18 protein-coding genes are annotated in these 20535 nt (G+C 63.2%); 8 read left to right on the top strand and 10 right to left on the bottom strand.

Annotated features, from left to right (window positions below; translation table 11 throughout):
• Positions 1 to 76: 76 nt before the first annotated feature.
• Positions 77 to 457 (bottom strand): YqjD family protein, encoded by a 381-nt coding sequence (locus M0D68_RS27515; RefSeq protein WP_093643400.1) that lies wholly within the window; start codon positions 455 to 457, stop codon positions 77 to 79.
• A 349-nt stretch (positions 458 to 806) separates the two neighbouring features.
• Positions 807 to 1532, bottom strand: coding sequence for an OmpW family protein (locus M0D68_RS27520; protein ID WP_200619836.1), 726 nt, complete (start codon positions 1530 to 1532; stop codon positions 807 to 809).
• A 187-nt stretch (positions 1533 to 1719) separates the two neighbouring features.
• Here M0D68_RS27520 and M0D68_RS27525 point away from each other — a divergent pair, with 187 nt between their 5' ends.
• The 3 genes from M0D68_RS27525 to M0D68_RS27535 all read left to right on the top strand — a co-directional run bounded on the left by M0D68_RS27525 (position 1720) and on the right by M0D68_RS27535 (position 9024).
• Positions 1720 to 2427, top strand: coding sequence for a transposase (locus M0D68_RS27525; RefSeq protein WP_054036587.1), 708 nt, complete (start codon positions 1720 to 1722; stop codon positions 2425 to 2427).
• A 298-nt stretch (positions 2428 to 2725) separates the two neighbouring features.
• A complete protein-coding gene (locus M0D68_RS27530) occupies positions 2726 to 7429 on the top strand; it encodes a glutamate synthase-related protein (RefSeq protein WP_200650943.1) in 4704 nt (1567 codons plus the stop codon).
• 125 nt (positions 7430 to 7554) lie between these two features.
• Positions 7555 to 9024 carry a glutamate synthase subunit beta gene (locus M0D68_RS27535; protein ID WP_093643403.1) on the top strand — a complete coding sequence of 490 codons (1470 nt, stop codon included), beginning with the start codon at positions 7555 to 7557 and terminating at the stop codon, positions 9022 to 9024.
• A 127-nt stretch (positions 9025 to 9151) separates the two neighbouring features.
• Here M0D68_RS27535 and M0D68_RS27540 read toward each other — a convergent pair whose 3' ends face one another.
• Together M0D68_RS27540 and M0D68_RS27545 are read right to left on the bottom strand one after the other, a co-directional pair.
• Entirely contained in the window at positions 9152 to 10417 is a 1266-nt protein-coding gene (locus M0D68_RS27540; protein ID WP_256455948.1) for a D-amino acid dehydrogenase, read from the bottom strand.
• A 17-nt stretch (positions 10418 to 10434) separates the two neighbouring features.
• Positions 10435 to 11694, bottom strand: coding sequence for an MFS transporter (locus M0D68_RS27545; protein WP_200619834.1), 1260 nt, complete (start codon positions 11692 to 11694; stop codon positions 10435 to 10437).
• A gap of 244 nt (positions 11695 to 11938) precedes the next feature.
• Between M0D68_RS27545 and M0D68_RS27550 the strand changes: the two genes are divergently transcribed.
• Positions 11939 to 12865 (top strand): tyrosine-protein phosphatase, encoded by a 927-nt coding sequence (locus M0D68_RS27550; RefSeq protein WP_266225959.1) that lies wholly within the window; start codon positions 11939 to 11941, stop codon positions 12863 to 12865.
• 223 nt (positions 12866 to 13088) lie between these two features.
• On the opposite strand, the gene M0D68_RS27555 is transcribed toward M0D68_RS27550, so the two are convergent.
• Both M0D68_RS27555 and M0D68_RS27560 read right to left on the bottom strand, forming a co-directional pair.
• Positions 13089 to 14360: an ATP-binding protein gene (locus M0D68_RS27555; protein ID WP_211703570.1), complete on the bottom strand. Its 1272-nt coding sequence runs from the start codon at positions 14358 to 14360 to the stop codon at positions 13089 to 13091.
• Positions 14357 to 15097, bottom strand: coding sequence for a response regulator (locus tag M0D68_RS27560; protein ID WP_093643412.1), 741 nt, complete (start codon positions 15095 to 15097; stop codon positions 14357 to 14359). The genes M0D68_RS27555 and M0D68_RS27560 overlap by 4 nt, the downstream gene beginning before the upstream one ends.
• A 451-nt stretch (positions 15098 to 15548) precedes the next feature.
• Between M0D68_RS27560 and M0D68_RS27565 the strand changes: the two genes are divergently transcribed.
• The 4 genes from M0D68_RS27565 (at position 15549) to M0D68_RS27580 (ending at position 17460) form a co-directional block, all read left to right on the top strand.
• Positions 15549 to 15731, top strand: a complete 183-nt coding sequence (locus M0D68_RS27565; RefSeq protein WP_211703569.1) for a hypothetical protein — start codon at positions 15549 to 15551, stop codon at positions 15729 to 15731.
• Positions 15732 to 15776: 45 nt separating this feature from the next.
• Positions 15777 to 15944 carry a DUF6726 family protein gene (locus M0D68_RS27570; RefSeq protein ID WP_323135781.1) on the top strand — a complete coding sequence of 56 codons (168 nt, stop codon included), beginning with the start codon at positions 15777 to 15779 and terminating at the stop codon, positions 15942 to 15944.
• Between the two features lie 3 nt (positions 15945 to 15947).
• Positions 15948 to 16661: a hypothetical protein gene (locus M0D68_RS27575; RefSeq protein ID WP_093643418.1), complete on the top strand. Its 714-nt coding sequence runs from the start codon at positions 15948 to 15950 to the stop codon at positions 16659 to 16661.
• A gap of 127 nt (positions 16662 to 16788) precedes the next feature.
• Positions 16789 to 17460, top strand: coding sequence for a flagellar basal body L-ring protein FlgH (locus M0D68_RS27580; protein WP_093643420.1), 672 nt, complete (start codon positions 16789 to 16791; stop codon positions 17458 to 17460).
• Between the two features lie 90 nt (positions 17461 to 17550).
• On the opposite strand, the gene M0D68_RS27585 is transcribed toward M0D68_RS27580, so the two are convergent.
• The 4 genes from M0D68_RS27585 to M0D68_RS27600 form a co-directional block, all read right to left on the bottom strand.
• A complete protein-coding gene (locus M0D68_RS27585; RefSeq protein ID WP_093643571.1) occupies positions 17551 to 18294 on the bottom strand; it encodes a response regulator in 744 nt (247 codons plus the stop codon).
• A 92-nt stretch (positions 18295 to 18386) separates the two neighbouring features.
• On the bottom strand, positions 18387 to 19028 hold the full coding sequence (locus M0D68_RS27590) for a hypothetical protein (protein WP_093643423.1): 642 nt from the start codon (positions 19026 to 19028) through the stop codon (positions 18387 to 18389).
• 90 nt (positions 19029 to 19118) lie between these two features.
• Positions 19119 to 19580, bottom strand: coding sequence for a hypothetical protein (locus M0D68_RS27595; protein ID WP_093643425.1), 462 nt, complete (start codon positions 19578 to 19580; stop codon positions 19119 to 19121).
• Between the two features lie 171 nt (positions 19581 to 19751).
• Complete coding sequence (locus M0D68_RS27600) at positions 19752 to 20525, bottom strand: SDR family NAD(P)-dependent oxidoreductase (RefSeq protein WP_200650977.1); 774 nt, start codon at positions 20523 to 20525, stop codon at positions 19752 to 19754.
• Positions 20526 to 20535 lie beyond the last annotated feature (10 nt).

Genomic DNA, 20535 nt, shown 5'->3' on the forward strand with positions numbered 1-20535 from the left:
GCCTGCACCGACGGGCGTCGGCGCAAAAAGGCCGCCGCGATGGCGGCCCGTCTCGCTGCTCGTTGCAAAAACCCGCCTAGCGCACCCGCGATGCGAACAGCGCACCCGCGATCAGCGCAACGCCGCCGACGATCGCAATCGTCTGCCAAGGGTTTTCGTGCACGTAGTCGTCGGCGTCGGCGATCGCCACTTCAGCGCGTTCGCGCATGGCTTCGCGGGTGTCGTTCAGGCGCTCGCGAGCGGTGTCGAGCTGCTTGCGCAGTTTGCTGCGCAGTGCCACTGCATCCGCCTGGGTGCCGTCCGCCAGGGTGGATTCGAGTTCCGACATCAGCGTGCGCAGTTCACCTGCGATATCTTCGGCCGCGTGGCGGCTATGGCGAGCGATACGCCGCGCACGGCGGCTGGTGGTGGTCCAGGATTCGCCGAGGGCGTCTCGCGTGTTCGGAAGTGTTGTCATGGTCGCTCCGTCGATGAGATGAGGATGAAAAAGGTCCCACGCTGGCATAGAGATACACGTCGCCACGCGGGAAACACTTCGAGAGCGCAACTTCGGTGCCAAACCCCAAGCCCCTACGCACCGTGGCGCGGGCCGCGATTCCTCAGCAGATATTGCACGAGCCGGCCCGCTTGCTGGTCAAATTTACAAACGCACGCTCGCACTTGCCCCGCTGGATGATCGCCACACACACCGCGAACAGCCCTTCCACGCGCACCAAATGAAAAACGCCGTCATTGGATGATGACAGCGTTGTCCAAGCCGCGAAAATTCGACTACCCTAACTAAACGGCCCCAATTTCGTGACGCGTTAGAAACGGTAACCGATGTTGACGTAGGTAACGATCGGGTTCAGCTTGATCTTGGTTTGCGATTGCACATTCAGCGTGCCGACCGGCGTGTTTGCGGCGGTGCTCAGCTTGGCGGTCGTGCTGAGCGGCAGGTACGAGACCGAGACGCCCGCGAACCAGTGCTGGTTGAACGCATAGGTGAAACCCGCATTAAACACCGGCTCCCACGAACTATCCGTAGAGACGCTGGTCGGACCATGCAGAACGTTTGCCTCGAATGCGCCGTTGGTGATCTTTTCGTCGGTGAACCAGATGCGGCTTACACCGATGCCGAGATACGGGCGGAAGGTGGCGGTCGGGGCGTTGAAGTAGTACTTGAACAGCAGAGTCGGGCTCCACTGTTTCGCCTGACCCAGCTTGCCGAATTGGGCGAGGCTGCCCGAGCCTTCAAGGTCGAACGAAGGTGGGACGCCGATCACGAACTCGGTCGCGATGTGATCTGTGATGAAGTAGCCGGCGGTGAAGCCAAGAGTGTCGGCTGAACTGAGTGATGCGCCGGTGTTGGCTTCGGTGATGTTGGTCGGGCTGCCGCCAATGCTTGTCACTTTCAACGGGTCGCTGCTCGATTGAGGCGCAAGATGGAACCAGCCTGATGTGACGTAAAAGCTTCCGGCCGATTGCGCGTGCGCTGCCGTTGTCATGCAGGCTAGCGCCGCGATCCCCGTTACGGCCTGTTTTAATTTCATATGTGCTCCTCCAAAAAAGGCCCGCTCATTATGACTACAACGTTTGAAACAAACCATACGCGGCGGTTAGAGCTTTCTCCCTAGGCTCCGCGTGGTTTCTGGCTTAGCCGTGCTGCGCCGAACCCCGGGCGCGCGCGGTTCTTCGGACCTTCGGGTATGTACCAACGCGACTATTGGATACTCCAGCATGGCACGGCTTGCACGTCTCTATGTCCCTGACCAGCCGCAGCACGTCATCCTCCGTGGACTCGATCAGCAGCCCGCATTCGTCGACGACCAGGACTACGAGCTTTTCATCGACTGTTTAAAAGCGGCTTCACGCGACCATCACTTGTCCATCCACGCGTATGCGTTGATGCCTGGCTCTGTCCAACTGCTCGTCACGCCCACTGAGGAGTCGAGCCTGCCGAAGGCGATGCAGGCGGTGGGGCGCCGCTACGTTGCGCACTTCAACCGGCGTTACGCGCGCCGCGGCACCCTGTGGGAGGGCCGCTACCGTGCCACGGTCATTGAAGGTGAGCGGTATTTCCTGCTGGCGAGCCGCGTGGTCGAGATGTCGCCGGTGCGAGCCGGGCTGGTGAGCGCGCCCGAGGACTACCGCTGGTCGAGCTACCGGCATCACATCGGCCTCACGCTCGACAGCCTGATTACCGACCACCCGTTGTACTGGTCGCTCGGCAACACGCCTTTCGAACGACAGCGCGCTTACCGCGAGTTGTGCGAGCAGCCGCTCGACGAACGCGAAGCCAGTCAGCTTCAGCAGGCCACCCTGAAAGGTTGGGTTCTGGGCAGCGACACCTATCGCGAATGGGCGGCGCGGGCCGCCAACCGGCGTGTTTCGCCGCTGCCGCGCGGCCGGCCGCGCAAGGTCCGCGAGACACCACAGACGCAATAAAACGTTCCATATCAAAGGGCTGCACCCGAAACGGCATCTTCGCATGCCGTTTTCTTTTGCACCTTTTTGATGTGGCACCAATAAAAAATAGCCGCAATGCACCAACTTGATAATTGGGGTTCAAACATCACGTTTTATTTGCTATTCCGTTGATTCGTCGCGTATATTCCGAATTCCGGCACTTTTTGGCACGCGTAGCATTCAAGCGTACTGAGTCGCCGACGTGGTTGCGCTGCGCACTGCGGCAATAGAAAAACGGTTTTAACGGCCTGTCCGGCCCCTCACAGACGGTGTCCCCATGAACGACCACCAGCAACCGACTCACCCGGTTCCCGCCGCGCAAGGTCTGTACGACCCGCAAAACGAACATGACGCCTGCGGCGTCGGCTTCGTCGCTCACATCAAGGGCAAGAAAAGCCACGAGATCATCGAGCAAGGCCTGAAGATTCTCGAGAACCTCGACCACCGGGGCGCCGTCGGCGCCGATCCGCTGATGGGCGACGGCGCGGGCATCCTGATCCAGATTCCGGACGGTTTCTACCGTGAGGAAATGGCCAAGCAGGGCGTCGTGCTCCCGCCGAACGGCGAGTACGGCGTGGGCATGGTGTTCCTGCCGAAGGAACATGCATCGCGTCTCGCCTGCGAACAGGAGCTGGAACGCACGGTGAAGGCTGAAGGCCAGGTCGTGCTGGGCTGGCGCGACGTGCCGGTCGACCACACCATGCCGATTTCGCCCACCGTCAAGGCGAGCGAGCCGCTGATCCGCCAGATCTTCATCGGCCGCGGCAAGGACATCATGGTGACCGACGCGCTCGAGCGGAAGCTGTACGTGATCCGCAAGACCGCGAGCCACCGCATCCAGGCGCTCAAGCTCAAGCACGGCAAGGAATACTTCGTGCCGTCGTGCTCGGCGCGCACGGTCGTCTATAAGGGTCTGCTGCTGGCGGGCCAGGTTGGCGTGTACTACCGCGACCTGCAGGACGAGCGCACGGTGTCGGCGCTGGCGCTGGTGCACCAACGCTTCTCGACCAACACGTTCCCGGCGTGGGAACTGGCTCACCCGTACCGCATGATCGCCCACAACGGCGAAATCAACACGGTGAAGGGCAACGTCAACTGGCTGAACGCCCGTACCGGCGCGATCGCGTCGCACGTGCTCGGCGACGATCTGCCCAAGCTGTGGCCGCTGATCTACCCGGGCCAATCCGACACGGCTTCGTTCGACAACTGTCTCGAACTGCTGGTGATGGCCGGCTATCCGCTCGTCCACGCGGTCATGATGATGATCCCGGAAGCATGGGAACAGCACACGCTGATGGACGACAACCGCCGCGCGTTCTACGAATACCACGCCGCGATGATGGAGCCGTGGGACGGCCCCGCCGCGATCGCCTTCACCGACGGCCGCCAGATCGGCGCCACGCTTGACCGTAACGGTCTGCGTCCGGCGCGCTACATCGTTACTGACGACGACCTGGTCATCATGGCGTCGGAAGCGGGCACGCTGCCTATCCCCGAGTCGAAGATCGTCAAGAAGTGGCGTCTGCAGCCTGGCAAGATGTTCCTGATCGACATGGAACACGGCCGCATCATCGACGACAAGGAACTGAAGGACAACCTCGCGAACGCCAAGCCGTACAAGAGCTGGATCGACGCTGTGCGCATCAAGCTCGACGAAATCGAGGCGAAGGCCGAAGACGTCGCGACGGAACGCCGCGAAGCCGCTGCTTTGCTGGATCGCCAGCAGGCGTTCGGCTACACGCAGGAAGACCTCAAGTTCCTGATGGCGCCGATGGCGCAAGCCGGCGAAGAAGCTGTCGGTTCGATGGGCAACGACTCGCCGCTGGCCGTCATGTCCAACAAGAACAAGACGCTCTATCACTACTTCAAGCAGCTGTTCGCGCAAGTCACGAACCCGCCGATCGACCCGATCCGTGAAAACATGGTGATGTCGCTGGTGTCGTTCGTCGGTCCGAAGCCGAACCTGCTGGACACGAACAACATCAACCCGCCGATGCGACTCGAAGTGTCGCAGCCGGTGCTCGACTTCAAGGACATCGCCAAGATCCGCGCGATCGATCAGTACACGGGCGGCAAGTTCAGCTCCTACGAACTGAACATCTGCTATCCGGTGGCCTGGGGCAAGGAAGGCATCGAAGCGCGTCTGGCTTCGCTGTGCGCGGAAGCCGTGGATGCGGTCAAGTCCGGCTACAACATGCTGATCGTGTCGGACCGCAAGACCGACCGCGACAACGTCGCGATCCCGGCATTGCTGGCCACCGCCGCGATCCATACGCACCTCGTCCAGCACGGTCTGCGCACGAGCGCGGGCCTCGTCGTTGAAACCGGCTCGGCGCGTGAAACGCACCACTTCGCGCTGCTTGCGGGCTACGGCGCGGAAGCCGTGCACCCGTACCTCGCGATGGAAACGCTCAGCCAGATGGCAGTGGGCCTGAAGGGCGACCTGTCGGCGGAGAAGGCGGTTTACAACTTCACCAAGGCAGTCGGCAAGGGTCTGATGAAGGTCATGTCGAAGATGGGCATTTCGACCTACATGTCGTACACCGGCGCGCAGATTTTCGAAGCGGTCGGTCTGTCTGAAGGCCTGGTGTCGAAGTACTTCAACGGCACTTCGTCGAAGGTCGGCGGCATCGGCCTGTTCGATGTTGCGGAAGAAGCGATCCGTCTGCATCGCGACGCGTTCGGCGACAACCCGGTGCTCGCGAACATGCTCGACGCGGGTGGTGAGTACGCCTATCGCGTGCGCGGCGAAGAACACATGTGGACGCCGGATGCGATCGCCAAGCTCCAACACTCGGCGCGCAGCAACTCGTACCAGACGTACAAGGAATACGCGCATCTGATCAACGATCAGACCAAGCGCCACATGACGTTCCGCGGCCTGTTCGAATTCAAGTTCGACCCGACCAAGGCGATTCCTCTCGACGAAGTGGAATCGGCGAAGGACATCGTCAAACGTTTCGCCACCGGCGCCATGTCGCTGGGCTCGATCAGCACGGAAGCCCACGCCACGCTGGCTGTCGCGATGAACCGCATCGGCGGCAAGTCGAACACCGGCGAAGGCGGCGAGGACGTGAACCGTTATCGCAACGAACTGCGCGGCATTCCGATCAAGAACGGCGACACCATGAAGTCGGTGATTGGCGACGAAGTGATCGTCGACATTCCGCTGAAGGACGGCGATTCGCTGCGCTCGAAGATCAAGCAAGTGGCGTCGGGCCGTTTCGGCGTGACGGCGGAATACCTCGCGTCGGCCGATCAGATCCAGATCAAGATGGCGCAAGGCGCAAAGCCTGGCGAAGGCGGTCAGCTGCCGGGTCACAAGGTGTCGGAATACATCGGCAAGCTGCGTTATTCGGTGCCGGGCGTTGGCCTGATTTCGCCGCCGCCGCACCACGACATTTACTCGATCGAAGATCTGGCGCAGCTGATTCACGACCTGAAGAACGCCAACTCGGCGGCCAGCGTGTCGGTGAAGCTGGTGTCGGAGTCGGGCGTCGGTACGGTTGCTGCCGGTGTCGCCAAGGCGAAGGCCGATCACGTCGTGATCGCCGGCCACGATGGCGGTACGGGCGCGTCGCCGCTGTCGTCGGTGAAGCATGCCGGTACGCCGTGGGAACTGGGTTTGGCCGAAACGCAGCAAACGCTGGTGCTGAACCAGCTGCGCGGCCGTATCCGCGTGCAGGCCGACGGTCAGATGAAGACCGGCCGCGACGTCGTGATTGGCGCGCTGCTCGGCGCGGACGAATTCGGCTTCGCGACGGCGCCGCTCGTCGTCGAAGGCTGCATCATGATGCGCAAGTGCCACCTGAACACCTGCCCGGTCGGCGTCGCGACGCAAGATCCGGTGCTGCGTGCGAAGTTCCAGGGCCAGCCGGAACACGTCGTCAACTTCTTCTTCTTCGTTGCGGAAGAAGCGCGCGAAATCATGGCGCAACTGGGCATCCGCAAGTTCGAGGACCTGATCGGTCACGCCGAGCTGCTCGATATGAAGAAGGGCGTCGAACACTGGAAAGCGAAGGGTCTCGACTTCTCGCGCGTGTTCTATCAGCCGCAAGTTTCGGCTGATGTCGCACGCAAGCACGTCGACGTGCAGGACCACGGTCTCGACCGCGCACTGGATCACGTGCTGATCGAGAAGGCGAAGGCCGCGATAGAGAAGGGCGAGCACGTCTCGTTCATCCAGCCGGTGCGCAACGTGAACCGTACGGTCGGCGCGATGTTGTCCGGCACGATCGCGAAGAAGTACGGCCACGACGGCCTGCCTGACGACACGATTCACATCCAGTTGAAGGGCACCGCAGGCCAGAGTTTCGGCGCGTTCCTCGCGAGAGGCGTGACGCTGGATCTGGTCGGCGACGGCAACGACTACGTCGGCAAGGGCCTCTCGGGCGGCCGCATCATCATCCGCCCGACCAACGATTTCCGCGGCAAGTCCGAAGAAAACATCATCTGCGGCAACACGGTGATGTACGGCGCGATCGAAGGCGAATCGTTCTTCCGCGGCGTCGCGGGCGAGCGTTTCTGCGTGCGTAACTCGGGCGCAACGGCGGTTGTCGAAGGCACGGGCGACCATGGTTGCGAATACATGACGGGCGGCACGGTGATCGTGCTCGGCGAAACGGGCCGTAACTTCGCGGCCGGTATGTCGGGCGGTATCGCTTACGTGTTCGACCCGGACAACACGTTCGCGGGCAAGTGCAACAAGTCGATGGTCGCGCTCGATCCGGTTCTGCAACAGGCGGAACAGGAACGCACGGTCGACAAGGGCTTGTGGCACAGCGGCGCAACCGACGAAGCCCTGCTCAAGGGTCTCATCGAACGTCACTTCCAGTTCACGGGTTCGCCGCGTGCGAAAGCGTTGCTGGAAAACTGGGATGCGTCGCGCCGTCAGTTCGTGAAGGTGTTCCCGACCGAATACAAGCGCGCACTGGGCGAAATGGCAGCGAAGAAGGCGAACAAGGAAGTCCTCGCCGCTTAACTGGCCCGCCCGCGGCTCGACCCGCAGACGTCACACTTAGCCGTACCCGCCGCTCGACGATTCGATTGTTCGACGCGCGGCGGGTGTAGATCACCTCACCTGATACAGATAGAGAAGAGAACCACATGGGCAAGGCAACCGGTTTTCTCGAGTTCGAGCGCCGCCACGAGGCGTACGAAGCTCCGCTCACGCGTGTGAAGCACTACAAGGAATTCGTCGCGGCACTGACCGACGACGAAGCCAAGATTCAAGGCGCACGTTGCATGGACTGCGGCATTCCGTTCTGCAACAACGGCTGCCCGGTGAACAACATCATCCCGGACTTCAACGACCTGGTGTTCCATCAGGACTGGAAGACCGCGATCGAAGTGCTGCACTCCACGAACAACTTCCCCGAGTTCACGGGCCGCATCTGCCCGGCGCCGTGCGAAGCGGCGTGCACGCTCGGCATCAACGACGACGCGGTCGGCATCAAGTCGATCGAACACGCGATCATCGACAAAGCGTGGGCCGAAGGTTGGGTCGCACCGCTGCCGCCGAAGCACAAGACGGGCAAGAAGGTCGCTGTGGTCGGATCAGGCCCCGCCGGTTTGGCCGTCGCGCAGCAACTCGCGCGCGCGGGGCACGATGTCACCGTGTTCGAAAAGAACGACCGCATCGGTGGCTTGCTGCGTTACGGCATTCCTGACTTCAAGCTGGAGAAGTGGCTGATCGACCGCCGCATGCGCCAGATGGAAGCCGAAGGCGTGACGTTCCGCGCTAACGTATTCGTCGGCAAGGCGGATTCGCTGCCGACGCATATCGGTAACACCGCGAAGGAAACCATCACGCCGGCCGAACTGAAAGAACAGTTCGACGCGGTCGTGATCGCCGGCGGTTCGGAAACGCCGCGGGATCTGCCGGTGCCGGGCCGCGAGCTGGAAGGCATCCATTACGCGATGGAATTCCTGCCGCAGCAGAACAAGGTCAACGCCGGCGACAAGGTCGCGAACCAGTTGCTCGCCAAGGGCAAGCATGTGGTCGTGATCGGTGGCGGCGATACGGGTTCGGACTGCGTCGGTACGTCGAACCGTCATGGCGCGAAGAGCGTCACGCAATTCGAACTGCTGCCGCAACCGCCGGAAGAAGAGAACAAGCCGCTCGTGTGGCCGTACTGGCCGATCAAGCTGCGCACGTCGTCGTCGCATGACGAAGGTTGCTCGCGCGATTGGGCGGTGGCTACCAAGCGCCTCGAAGGCAAGAACGGCAAGGTCGAGAAGCTGATCGCGGCGCGCGTCGAATGGAAGGACGGCAAGATGCAGGAAGTGCCGAACTCGGAATTCGAAATGAAGGCCGACCTGGTGCTGCTGGCCATGGGCTTCACGCAACCGGTGTCGCCGGTGCTCGAAGCGTTCGGCGTCGACAAGGACAACCGTGGCAACGTGCGCGCTTCGACTGAAGGCGACAAGGCGTATTACACGTCGGTGGACAAGGTCTTCACCGCGGGCGATATGCGTCGTGGCCAGTCGCTGGTGGTGTGGGCGATCCGCGAAGGCCGTCAGTGCGCACGTTCGGTCGATGCGTTCCTGATGGGTCATTCGGAACTGCCGCGCTAACGTAACGTCTCCGGCCGGTTTTCGCTCTTCAACGCGGAAACCAGCCACTACTTGCAGGATGTGGTGGAGACGACAAAGCGGTAAAAACAAAGCCGGGCACCTGAGAGGGTGACCCGGCTTTTTATTGCTACTTCCGATACCGCGCCAACGTCAGCCCGTCCAGATCGATTTCCGGCGTGCGCTGCGTAATCAGATCCGCGACCACCCGGCCCGAGCCCATCGACATCGCCCAGCCCGTTGAGCCGTGCCCGAGATTCAGCCACAGATTGTCTACGCCGGACGGGCCGAGCAACGGCGCGCCATCGGGCGTCATTGGCCGACGGCCCACCCAGAAATGCGCCGAGGTCGGGTTGGCCGCGTGCGGAAACCAGTCCTTGAGCACTTTCATCAGCGTCTGCAAGGCCTGCTCACGCAGAGTCGTCTGGCGATTGCCGAGCTCCGCGGTGCCGGCCACGCGCAGGTTGTTGCCGAAGCGCGTGATCGCCGTCTTCAGCGACTCGTCCATCAGCGCCGCATGCGGGGCCTTTTCATCGTCGGTGACCGGCAGCGTCGCCGAGTAGCCTTTGACCGGGTAGAGCGGCACCTTCACACCGAGCGGCGCGAGCAGCGCCGCACTGTCGACGCCCAGCGCCACCACGACCGCATCCGCCTGCAATGTCTCGCTGCCGCGTTCGCTCTCGAGATGCACCGCGCGCACCGTACCGCCTCGCACGTCGAGCGAACTTACCCGTGTGTCGAAGCGAAACTGCACGCCGTTGCGCTCGCAGATCGCCCGCAATTCGCGGGTGAAGCGGGCGCAATCACCGGCTTCGTCGTCGGGGAGATAGAGACCCGAGAGCGGCGTCTGACGCGCCCAGCGCAAACCCGGTTCGATCTCGACGCACTGCGCCGCGCTGACCTCGCGGTGCGCGATGCCCGCGTCGCGCAGGACCGCCAACGCCGGTTGCGCGAGCTCGACGTCGTACTCGCTGCGGAACAACTGCAGATAGCCCTGGCTGCGGCCATAGTCGAACGGATGACGGCCACGGAATTCGTGCAGGCACTCGCGGCTGTAATAAGCGATGCGCTGCATGCGCTGCTTGTTGACGCGAAACCGTTCGAGGTCGCATTCACGCAGCCAGCGCGCGATCCAACGCCATTGAGCCGGATCCAGGGTAGGGCGGAAAATCAGCGGTGAGGCCGGCTCGAACAGATACTTGAGAATCTTCGTCGGCATGCCGGGCGCGGCCCACGGCGTGACGTAGCCCGGCGCGATCACGCCGGCGTTGCCGAAGCTGGTGGAGAGCGCGACGTCCGGCTCGCGCTCGATCACGGTGACGTCGCAGCCTTGCTGGCGCAGATAAAACGCGGTGGCGACGCCAATGACGCCGCCGCCCAGAACAATCGTTTTCATGGTTGTGTACAGCGATTTCAGGCGGTAGGGCTGGTCGCGCCAAGCACTTTGCCCTTGGTTTCCGGCAGACATACGGCGGCGACGATCACCAGCAGATAGCCCGAACCGGCGACGATTCCCATCGCCTTAACAAGCGTCATGGTTTGCGACAGTGTACCCACCAGGATCGGAAAGAACGAGCCGAGACCGCGGCCCAGGTTGTAGCAGAAGCCTTGTCCCGAGCCGCGGATCGCATTCGGATAGAGTTCCGACAAATATGCGCCGACGCCCGCGAAAATCCCCTGCACGACGATGCCGAGCGGAAAGCCGAGCGCGAGCATCATGCCGTCGGTGATCGGCAGCATCGTGTAGACCATGCCGAGCACGAACGAGCCGATTGCGAACAGCACGAACGACGCGCGCCGGCCGATCTTGTCGCACAGAATCGCGCCGACGATATAGCCGGTGAACGAGCCGACGATCAGCACGATCAGATAGCCGCTGGTGTTGAAGACCGACAGATGGCGCACGGTCTTCAGATAGGTCGGCAGCCAGGTGGTGATCGCGTAGTAGCCGCCGAGCATGCCGGTGCACAGCGCGCTGCCCAGCAGGGTGGTTTTGAGGTGAGGGAAGGAGAAGATCTGCAGGAAGTGCGAGGTATCGAAACCGCTGTCGCGCGCGCGGCGTGTTTCGAGAAAGATGTCAGGATCGCTGACATTGCGGCGAATGTAGAAGATCCACAGCGCGGGCAGCAGGCCGATCCAGAAGCAGGCGCGCCATGCGACCTGTTCCGGCAGCAGCGCGAAGAACGCCCAATAGATGATGGCCGCCGCGGCCCAGCCGACGGACCAGCTGCTCTGCACGGTGCCGACGGCTTTCGCGCGATGTTGAGGTGAACGGATGGTTTCAGCCATCATGATCGTCACGACCGACCATTCGCCGCCGAAGCCGATGCCTTGCAGCGTGCGGGTGGTGAGCAGTTGCCAGAACGAGTGGGTGAAGCCTGACAGGCAGGTGAAGATCGCGAAGGTGGCGATGGTCCACTGGAGCACACGGACGCGTCCGTAGCGGTCAGCCAGAATGCCGGCGAGCCAGCCGCCGATCGCCGACGAAATCAGCGAACTGGTCGCGATCATGCCGGCTTCGCTTTTGGTCATGCCCCACGTTGCGATCAGCGTCGGGATGAGGAATGAGTAGATCATGAAGTCGAACGCGTCGACTGCGTAGCCGCCGAAGCCAGCGTAGAGGGTCCGGCGTTCGCGCTGGGTCAGTTCGGTGAACCATTGGAGAGAGGGCATGTTTTTTTGTGGTCTCCAGGCAGTTTTTGCCTTCCGGCGGCTTGATCGGGGGTTTTTTTGTATTCTAAGGGGACGAGGTGTTGTGCGGCCAGTTGTGGTCAAAAATGGCGATGGAGTAAGAAATTTCATTGCTGTTCATTACCAACTACTACGAAGTAACCCGAAAAAAATTATTCGCCGTTAAACTGCGCCGGCAGCACTCAAGCTGGGAAAGTCCTATTCACGTCCGCACCCGTCACCCTTAATGCACGCAACCGCAAAAACCTGCTCGCCATCCCGTCGCTCCGCGAGTACGCCTTTGCGGGCTTATCAATCGCGCCGCGCATTCCTGAAATCCTCGGCAAGCGTGTTGCTGCTCTCCGGCATGGGCAGTTCGCTGCTGTCGGCTTGCGGGGGCGGAAATCTGGACGCCGATCAGCCGGAAACGCCTCGCCTCGCCTCGGTAAGTAACTTCCGCGATGTGGCGGGCGCGGCCGCCGGCTATCCCACAGTTGACGGCAAACAGATGCGCCGCGGGGCCTTTTATCGCGCGAACACGCTGACCTTGAGCGCCGCCGACACGATCACGATCGACAAACTCGGCATCGCCTCGGTCTACGATCTGCGCACGCCCGGTGAAATCGCGCGTACCGCGGATATCCTGCCGGCCGGCGCGACCTCGCAAGCGCTCGACGTGCTCGGTGTCAGCGACTTCGTCGCTCCAACCTTCGATACGGCAGCTGCCGCCGTCGCGTTCATGGAGGCTCAGGCGCGCGCCTATGTCACCGGCGCCGCCCAGCGCGTCGGCTACGGCGAGCTTCTCACGCGACTCGCCAATGGCGCCGGCGCGCAACTGTTTCATTCCAATGCGGGTAAGGATCGCGCCGGTTGGGTCTCGGCTCTCCTGCTCAGCATTGCCAACGTGCCACTCGACGTCATCATGCAGGACTATCTGCTGAGCAACGTCTATCTGGCCCAATCGATCGCGGCGCAGACCGAGGTGATACGCGCGCAAAGCGGCGACGCGGTCGCCGCGAGCGAGTCACCCCTGTTCACCGTCCAGGACAATTATCTGCAGGCGGGGTTCGATCAGGTGCAGGCGAGCTACGGCACGATGGCGAGCTATCTGACACAAGGCCTGGGTCTGTCTCAAGCCACCATCGACGCGTTGCACGACCGCCTCGTCGTCTGACCCGCGCTCGCCGCGCCTGGCGCGCCCGATGCGCCTGGTATTGCGTGGACCACACCGGCAGGTACAAACGAAAAAAAGTCCGCCCCAAATAAGCGGGCGGACAGAGAAGGGCGGCATCGAGGTTGCCGGGGGCGACTATAAGGCCGCAACCATCACAAAAGGCCATCTGGTAAGGGCGCGTAAGTGCCCATGCTCAATGGCGCTTCACCCTTCTCGATCATTCTTACGCGTGTGCCGGCTCAACCGGCAATTCGATCCGCACTTCCAGCCCGCCTTGCACGTGATTGCGCACATGGCAGCGTCCGCCGCGATCGTGCGCGAGGCGCGCGACAATCGCGAGACCCAGGCCGCAATGACCTTCGCCTCCGCGGGCGGCGTCGAGCCGCACGAACGGTTTCATCGCCGCCGCGATGCGGTCGTCGGGAATGCCTGGGCCGTGGTCGCGCACGCTGATGATCCAACGGCTGTCATCGCGCGCGGTGGCGATATCCACCGGCGGTGAGCCGTGCTCGAGCGCGTTATCGACCAGGTTCGTGACCAGCCGGTCGAGCAAGGTGCGCGGCAGCGTGAACGACGAACCGGCCCGCAGATCGAGCGTGAAGAGCGGCGTCTCGGCGCTGTCGCCGGCGGAAAACTGTTCCTGCAGGAATTCGTCGACCTCGACCGGCGGCCCGGTGTCGGCGGACTGACCCGCAAACTCCAGAAACTGCTGGACGATGTTGGTCAGCGAGTCGACGTCGCGTATCAGGCCGGCCCGCTCGCTTTCCGCAACCAGTACGCTCGCACGCAATTTGAGCCGCGTGAGCGGCGCTTTCAGGTCATGTGCGACGCCGGCCAGCATCACCGCCTGGTCGTCGCCGGCCTCGTTCAGGCGGCGCATCATGTCGTTGAAGGAGCCGATCAGATCGCGCAGTTCGCGCGGGCCCTGCACGGTCACAGGTTCCGGCCGGCCGCCTGAACCGAACGCGCGAGCGGCATCGGCCACGCGCGACAGCGGCCGCTGCATCTGCCAGACCGCGAACAGCGACAGAATCAGCGCCGCCGCCAGCATCGAGACGGATTCGATCACGAAGCGCGGGCGCGGCGGCACGTCCACCGGCACGACAACCCAGTTCGATTTGCCGGGGAACAGCACCCATAGCTGCGGCGGGCGCAGGTCGTCGACGGCGATCTGCGTGCCGGGCGGCAGGTTCTCGCGCAAGTGCCGGCTCAATTCGACCAGCGGACGCTGATCCGGCGTGCGCAGATGGACGCTCGACGGCATGTTCCACGTAGGCACGAGGTGCACCCGCATGGCGGGCGCGAGCGCGGCGCCCTTCATCGGCTCACCGTTGATGGCCTGCAGCACGAGCAGAATGCCGCGTGCGAAACCGTCGATTTCGTGGCGCGGCGGCTGCATCACCACCAGTACGAACCATCCGGCCTGAATTGCGAACAACACCGCTGCCGACAATAACGCCATTCTGCCGAACAGCGTGTTCAGCGGGTTTCTCATGCGCTTGAGGCAGCCTCGTCGGCGAACGGTGTGCCGTCGGCGTCCGGCACGAATACGTAGCCTTTGCCGCGCACTGTCTGCACGTAGCAGGGATTGGACGGGTCGTCTTCGATCACGCGGCGCAGGCGCCAGATCGGCACGTCGAGGCTGCGATCGCGGAAGGCGAGGTTGTCACGATGTACGAGATCGTGGATCAGCACGCGCGACAGCACTTTGTACGGATTGTTGACGAAAATCTTTAGCAGGGCGAACTCGCTGTCGCGCAGCGGCAGCTTCGAGTCGTCGCGCGACAGCGCGCGCGTGGCGAAGTCGAGTTCGAATGGCCCAAAGCGATACGGCTTGCGGGCTTCCGGCGCGCTCGTGGTGGACGGCCCGCGCCGGCGCAACACCGTATGGATGCGCGCGAGCAGCTCGCGTGGGTCGAACGGCTTGGTCAGGTAGTCGTCCGCGCCGAGCGAAAGCCCGACGATGCGGTCGGCTACCGTACCGCGCGCCGTTACGAAAATCACCGGAATGTCGTCGCCGGCGGCACGCAGCGCGGTGAGCGCGCGTAAGCCGTCGGTGTTCGGCATCATGATGTCGAGCACGACGACCGACGGTCGTTCACGTTCGAGCCGGCGTTGCAAATGGGTGCCGTCGTGCAGCACTGACGCGTCGAACCCGTTCGTCTGCAGAAACTTGCAGAGCAGATCGCGCACTACCGGGTCGTCGTCGACGATAAGGACCTGTGGATTCATAACGAAATTTTAGACTGGCACGCGCGGCGCGCGATCGACTGTTTTCTTACCAATGCTTACCCCGGCTCGCGCCGTGCCCTCCGGCGCGGGCGTAAGGCCCGCCACCAAAGGCTCACGGCATATTTCACGGCCGCCATATCCGGCAACGCGCCGGCGACGCACCGGTAAGGCATTGGCCCATTTGCCCATGCATAGCGCGGCGTGGAAGCCATTTTGCACCGCTTGAATTTCTTCCGGGAAAGAATCTGTGCGCAATTGCTACTGACGGCAAGGGGTCGCAACGGGTCGTAAGAACCGAGGAAAAGCGCGCGTTCCTTCGCGCATCGCCACTACGTGCGCAGCGAGATGATTCGTCATGCAGTACGTTGCGCCGCATGCCGAAAACAGCCTAACGCCTTGGGCCCACGGCAGGCGGCGTGAAATCGAAACCTAGCGCCACGCGAGGCTCACCATGACCGTTCATAGCAATCTCAGCTCAACCCGCTTTTCTTCGCTCGCGCCCACGCCGCCAGCGGAAAAACCCGCAGCCCCAACCAACTCGCTGGCCACGCCGCAGACACGGGAGCCCGCTAGTGAGGCTCCGCCGTCGCTGCCGACGGGGCTGGTCGGGCATCACGTCAACACGACTGCCTGACGCACCGAGGCCCGTGTGTCGACCCCGAGCATTCCTGAACGTTTCATCCGTGTCGCTGCGTGGTTGACGCTCGGCGCGGCGCTGCTGCCACTCGGCGGCTGCGCCGTCGCCGCGCTGCCGTGCCGGCTGACTGCGGCTACGCTGAAAATCGTCCCGGTCGTCGGCCATGCCGCCGCCACCCCGTTCGACATGTGTTCATCCGCGATCGACTGAATCATGACACTCAAACGGTTTGCCTGCGTGCTGGCGCTGCTGGGCGGCGCGTTCTCGATGTTCGCTGCGGCGCAGCCCGTCGTGCGCGAAGCGAACGCGGCCAGCGCCGCGTCGAAGGCGGGTTCCGCTGACGCACGGCGGCGCTCGCAGGACATGCCGTTTGCATTTCGCGGCATTGCGCTCGGCATCACGCTCGACGAGTTCCGCGCAGGTTCGACCGTGCGCGCTACGCCGATTGGCAGCGTGCCCGTCTGCGAGACGGATGTGCAGGCAGGCGCACTCGGCATGCGGCTGAAATCGCGCGAGAGTCTGACGGTGGCCTGTCGCTGGGCGCATCGTGCAGACGATGGTTGGGCGGTGTCGCAAGCCGTCGTCGACGGCGCGCCGGCACTGGAGCATGTGCTGCGCTTTGCGCGTGTCGACGGCCAGAGTGCGTTGCGTCTGTACGAGATTTCCTTTGTGATCGACGAGATCACCGCCGAAGACCTGCGCGAGGCGCTCGCGGACCGTTATGGCACGCCGCATCTGGTGACGCAAAGCGTGTCGTCATCGGGCGCGCTACCGGTCTACGTGTGGGAAAACGCGGTGAGTTCGATCACGTTGTGCTTTTTGCCGGGCACCCGCAACGGCACGCTCACCTATTTGCTGAAAGGCTCGGACGCATGGGTGAAATCGGTCGTACGGCAATGGCAGGCGAGCGGTGCCGAGGCGGGATGATGTGACGCCTCATCTGTCACGCTGGTTGCGGGCGCATGCGTGGTTCAGATTGCATCGTTGAACAAAGCATCGGCACCACGACTGCAAAGTCCGTTTTTTACCCGGCCGATCCGGCCAAGGAGCATGTATGACTGCGCTACGTCTCACTGTCGCGCTAGGCGCGGCGGCCTGCCTCACGGCTTGCGGGAGCGGCCAACAGCCGTCAATCGTCGAAACGCCGATGTCGCCGCCGCTCGCGTCGGCGCCGCTGAACGTCAACACGCAGGGCGCGATCTATCAGGCTGGCGCGCCCTTGCTGCTCTACGAAACGCCGCGTGCGCAGCATATTGGCGATGTGCTGACGATCCGTCTGTCGGAGTCATACAGCGGCAACAATAGCGCGACCGCCGCCGCGAGCCGTTCGAGCAGCATCACCGCGACCGCCGCCGATCAGTCGACCAACGCCGCTGCGCGGCTAGCGAGGCTGTTCAACATCGGCTCGGCCAGTACGGAATACAAGGGGCAGGGCAGTCTCACCGACGTCAGCGGCATGACCGGCACATTGGCCGTGACCGTGATCGGGACGATGTCAACCGGCAATCTGGTGGTGTCGGGCGAGAAGGTGATCTCGATGAGCGGCAACCGCGACCGTCTGCGCTTGTCGGGCATCGTCAATCCGAAGGATATCGAATCAGGCAATTATGTCGCGTCGAGCAAGGTCGCGAATGCGCGCATCGAGCAGGCCGGCGCGGGGATGGTGTCCGACTCCACCACGATGGGCTGGCTGCAGAGAATGTTTCTGAGTGTGCTGACGTTCTAGCGTGGATGCGGCGTGTGCGCGAGATGCGCGACACGCCGCATTCATTCTCTTAAGTCCGAGGCCTGGCGCCGGGCGCCCGCCGGGCAAGCATCAGGCAAGCGGCGCCGGCGCGTCGCGTTCCGCAGCGCCGATTTCACCGTCCGGTACGAACACGTAGCCGCGTCCCCAGACGGTCTGCACATAGCGGGGCTCGGACGGATCCACTTCGATCAGCCGCCGCAAACGCCAGATCGAGACGTCAAGACTGCGATTGCGATGCACCTCGCTATTGCCGTGCAGTTTCTCCAGCAACTGCGCGCGCGTGAGTACGGTCATTGAGTGCGTGACGAACACCTTGAGCATGGCGAATTCGCTCGAACGCAGCGGAATCCGCTCACCGTCGCGGCGCAATTCGCGCGCCGGAAAGTTCACCTCGAAACGACCGAAGCGATAGGGCGCGCGTTGCTCCGGCGCGCTCGGCGCAATCGTGCCGCGGCGGCGCAGGACCGTGCGAATCCGAGCGACCAGCTCGCTTGGTTCGAATGGCTTGCCGAGATAGTCGTCGGCGCCGAGTTCGAGGCCGATCACGCGGTCGATCGGATCGGCACGCGCGGTCAGGAGGATCACAGGTATATCGTCGCCGGCGACGCGCAATGCGCGCAGCGCGCTAATGCCGTCGAGCTCCGGCATCATGATGTCGAGCACGACCAGCGCGGGACGTTCGTCCTGCAAGCTACGCTGCAGCGCCATGCCGTGTTCGAGCGTGGAGACCTTGAAGCCACGCCCCACCAGATATTCGCTGACGAGCTCACGTACGACGGGGTCGTCGTCGACGACCAGAATGGATTGGTTCATCCAGGTCATCTTAGTGATCCACGCGAGCGGAGCAAAGCGCGAAACGCTTTCGAATTCTTTCTCGCGTAAGAGAAAGCAAGCAGACGGTGCGGCTAGTTTGCCAGCGACGTCTGAATGGTCTGCATCGGCTGCCGGACCAGTTGGGTCTGATCGACCACCATCTTGTCGATCAGACCATTGAGTTTGGTCGAGGCGGTAGAGAAGCGGTCGGTGTTGAGGCCGCCGGTCTGGTAACGCGCGGTGACGAGAATGCGGCCATGCTGAATCAGCGTCAGATCGATGATCGACAGATACTGGATCGTTTCGTCGCTGAATGAACGGCGTCCGTAATCGACCGCGGCGTTGTAGACGAGACGCGCCTCGCATCCGGCGGGCGAGGTGCCCGGATTGTAGACGTCCGAACGAATGCCGTGCCGGTCGAGCGCAAGCTGCAGCGCCGGCACGAAATCGCCGACTGTCACAGTCTGATTCACTTCGATGCAGACGTTATGCACGTCTGCCGGCCGGCCATTGACGAAGGTCGGCGATGAGTAGTTTGCCGCGATCGCGTAGCCAGCCTGAATCACGGAGCCGGTGGCGTCGGCCGCCGAGATCAGCGTCCACGCGCAGCCGTTCAGGCCGAAGGCGAGGGTGGCCGAGGCGGCGAACCACGCACACGGCCGCCGCAACATGACCCACGCGGCCATTGGGGCCCGCGTGAAAGCGTAAGCGCGCAAGCTTGGCGTAGAGGTCATGATGCGGTGCCTGGTGGCGGTGAGGAAGTACGGCAAATGACAACGGGTCCCAGCAGAAAAGCAGCGGAGCGTGGCAAAAACGGCCCACGCTCAGCGCGTGATGCGCAGGCGCAGTTCGTTTTGCCCTTGCACGCTGGCCGTCACGTTTACGCGCCGATCTTCGGTGGTCACGATGAAATGCTGACGCGTCGGCGTGTTGACGTCGTGCACGACGTTCGGAAAGCAGGCGGCGATATCGGCGCCGAATTCTTCGAGCGGATCGTTGACGACACCGTCGGCTTGCCAGTGCGCGCGCCAGTGGCAATCGTAGGCGTGCGTGTTGGCGCGGCAGTCGTCCACGGCCGATACGCCCGGCAGTTGCGCGGCAGGTTGCGCGTGCAGCTGCTTGAAGTCGGGTGCGTCGACGATGTGTTTGAGCGCGGGGCAAACATCCGCCGGCTCAGTGGGCTGGGTGGCTTGCGCAGCGTACGCGGCGCTCGTGAGCAGCAGGGCTGCGCCAAGCGCAAGCGCTGCGCGCTGGGTCAAAGGATAGAAGCGGCGATCGAGTGACATGTGCGGAGAGTCCAGTAGCAGTGAGGGGCGGGGCGGGGCGGGCTGCGCGTGGTACGGCCCGCACGACTATCGTCGCTGCTACAGGGGATTTTCAAAGCGCGGAACAACTTGCCCGCTTCGCAACTGCTTTCGAACTGTTCTCGCGTATTTCCGGATGTTGCGGCGTGCTGCCTAGCCGAGCGTGAGGCCGCCGTCGATATGAATCACCTGGCCGGTGATGTGACGCGCTTCGTCGGAGAGCAGGAAAGCGATCAGCGCGGCGATATCCGCAGGCTCGGCGACGTGACCGAGCGGCGTCGCTTCGGCGGCGCGGGTCCACACCGATGCATTATCGGCACTTGGGCCGCGATCTTTACGGGTATAGCCGGGCGCTACGCAATTGACGGTCACGCCATGCGGCGCAAGTTCGGCGGCTGCGGTTTTAGCCAGTGACTCGATCGCCGCTTTCGCCGCCGCCGTTGCGGCGAACGGCGCTTCCACGCGATAGCGATGCGCGACGAACGAACTGAGCGCGACCACGCGACCTCGCTTCGAGGTTTCCAGGGCAGGCGTCGCACGCTTGACGAGCGCGGCGAATGCGGCCGGCATGGCGGCGAAGGCGGCGCTGAACACGTCCGCGTCGAGTGCGTTGAGCGTTTGCCGTTGCGCGTGGCCGGCGTTCGCTACCAGCTGATCAAGCGCGCCGAAGCTCGCGAGCGTTTGATGAATCACGTGTTCGGCGGCGCCGCGCTCGGCGAGATCGCCGAACACCGTCGCGCAGCGCGCGCCGTTCGCGCCGCAATCGGCGGCGACCTGTGCTAGACGCTGGCGCGCTTCGTCGTCGGCGCCACGGGCGTGCAGCATCAACGCGGTGCGCGGCGCGGCGATGCGTCGGGCCAGTGCGGCGCCGATGCCGGAGCCCGCGCCGGTGATCAGGACGACCCGATCGAGCCCGGCGCCGCTCATGCCAGTCGTG

This window comes from Paraburkholderia sp. SEWSISQ10-3 4, from assembly GCF_030464785.1.
Lineage (GTDB): Bacteria > Pseudomonadota > Gammaproteobacteria > Burkholderiales > Burkholderiaceae > Paraburkholderia > Paraburkholderia aspalathi.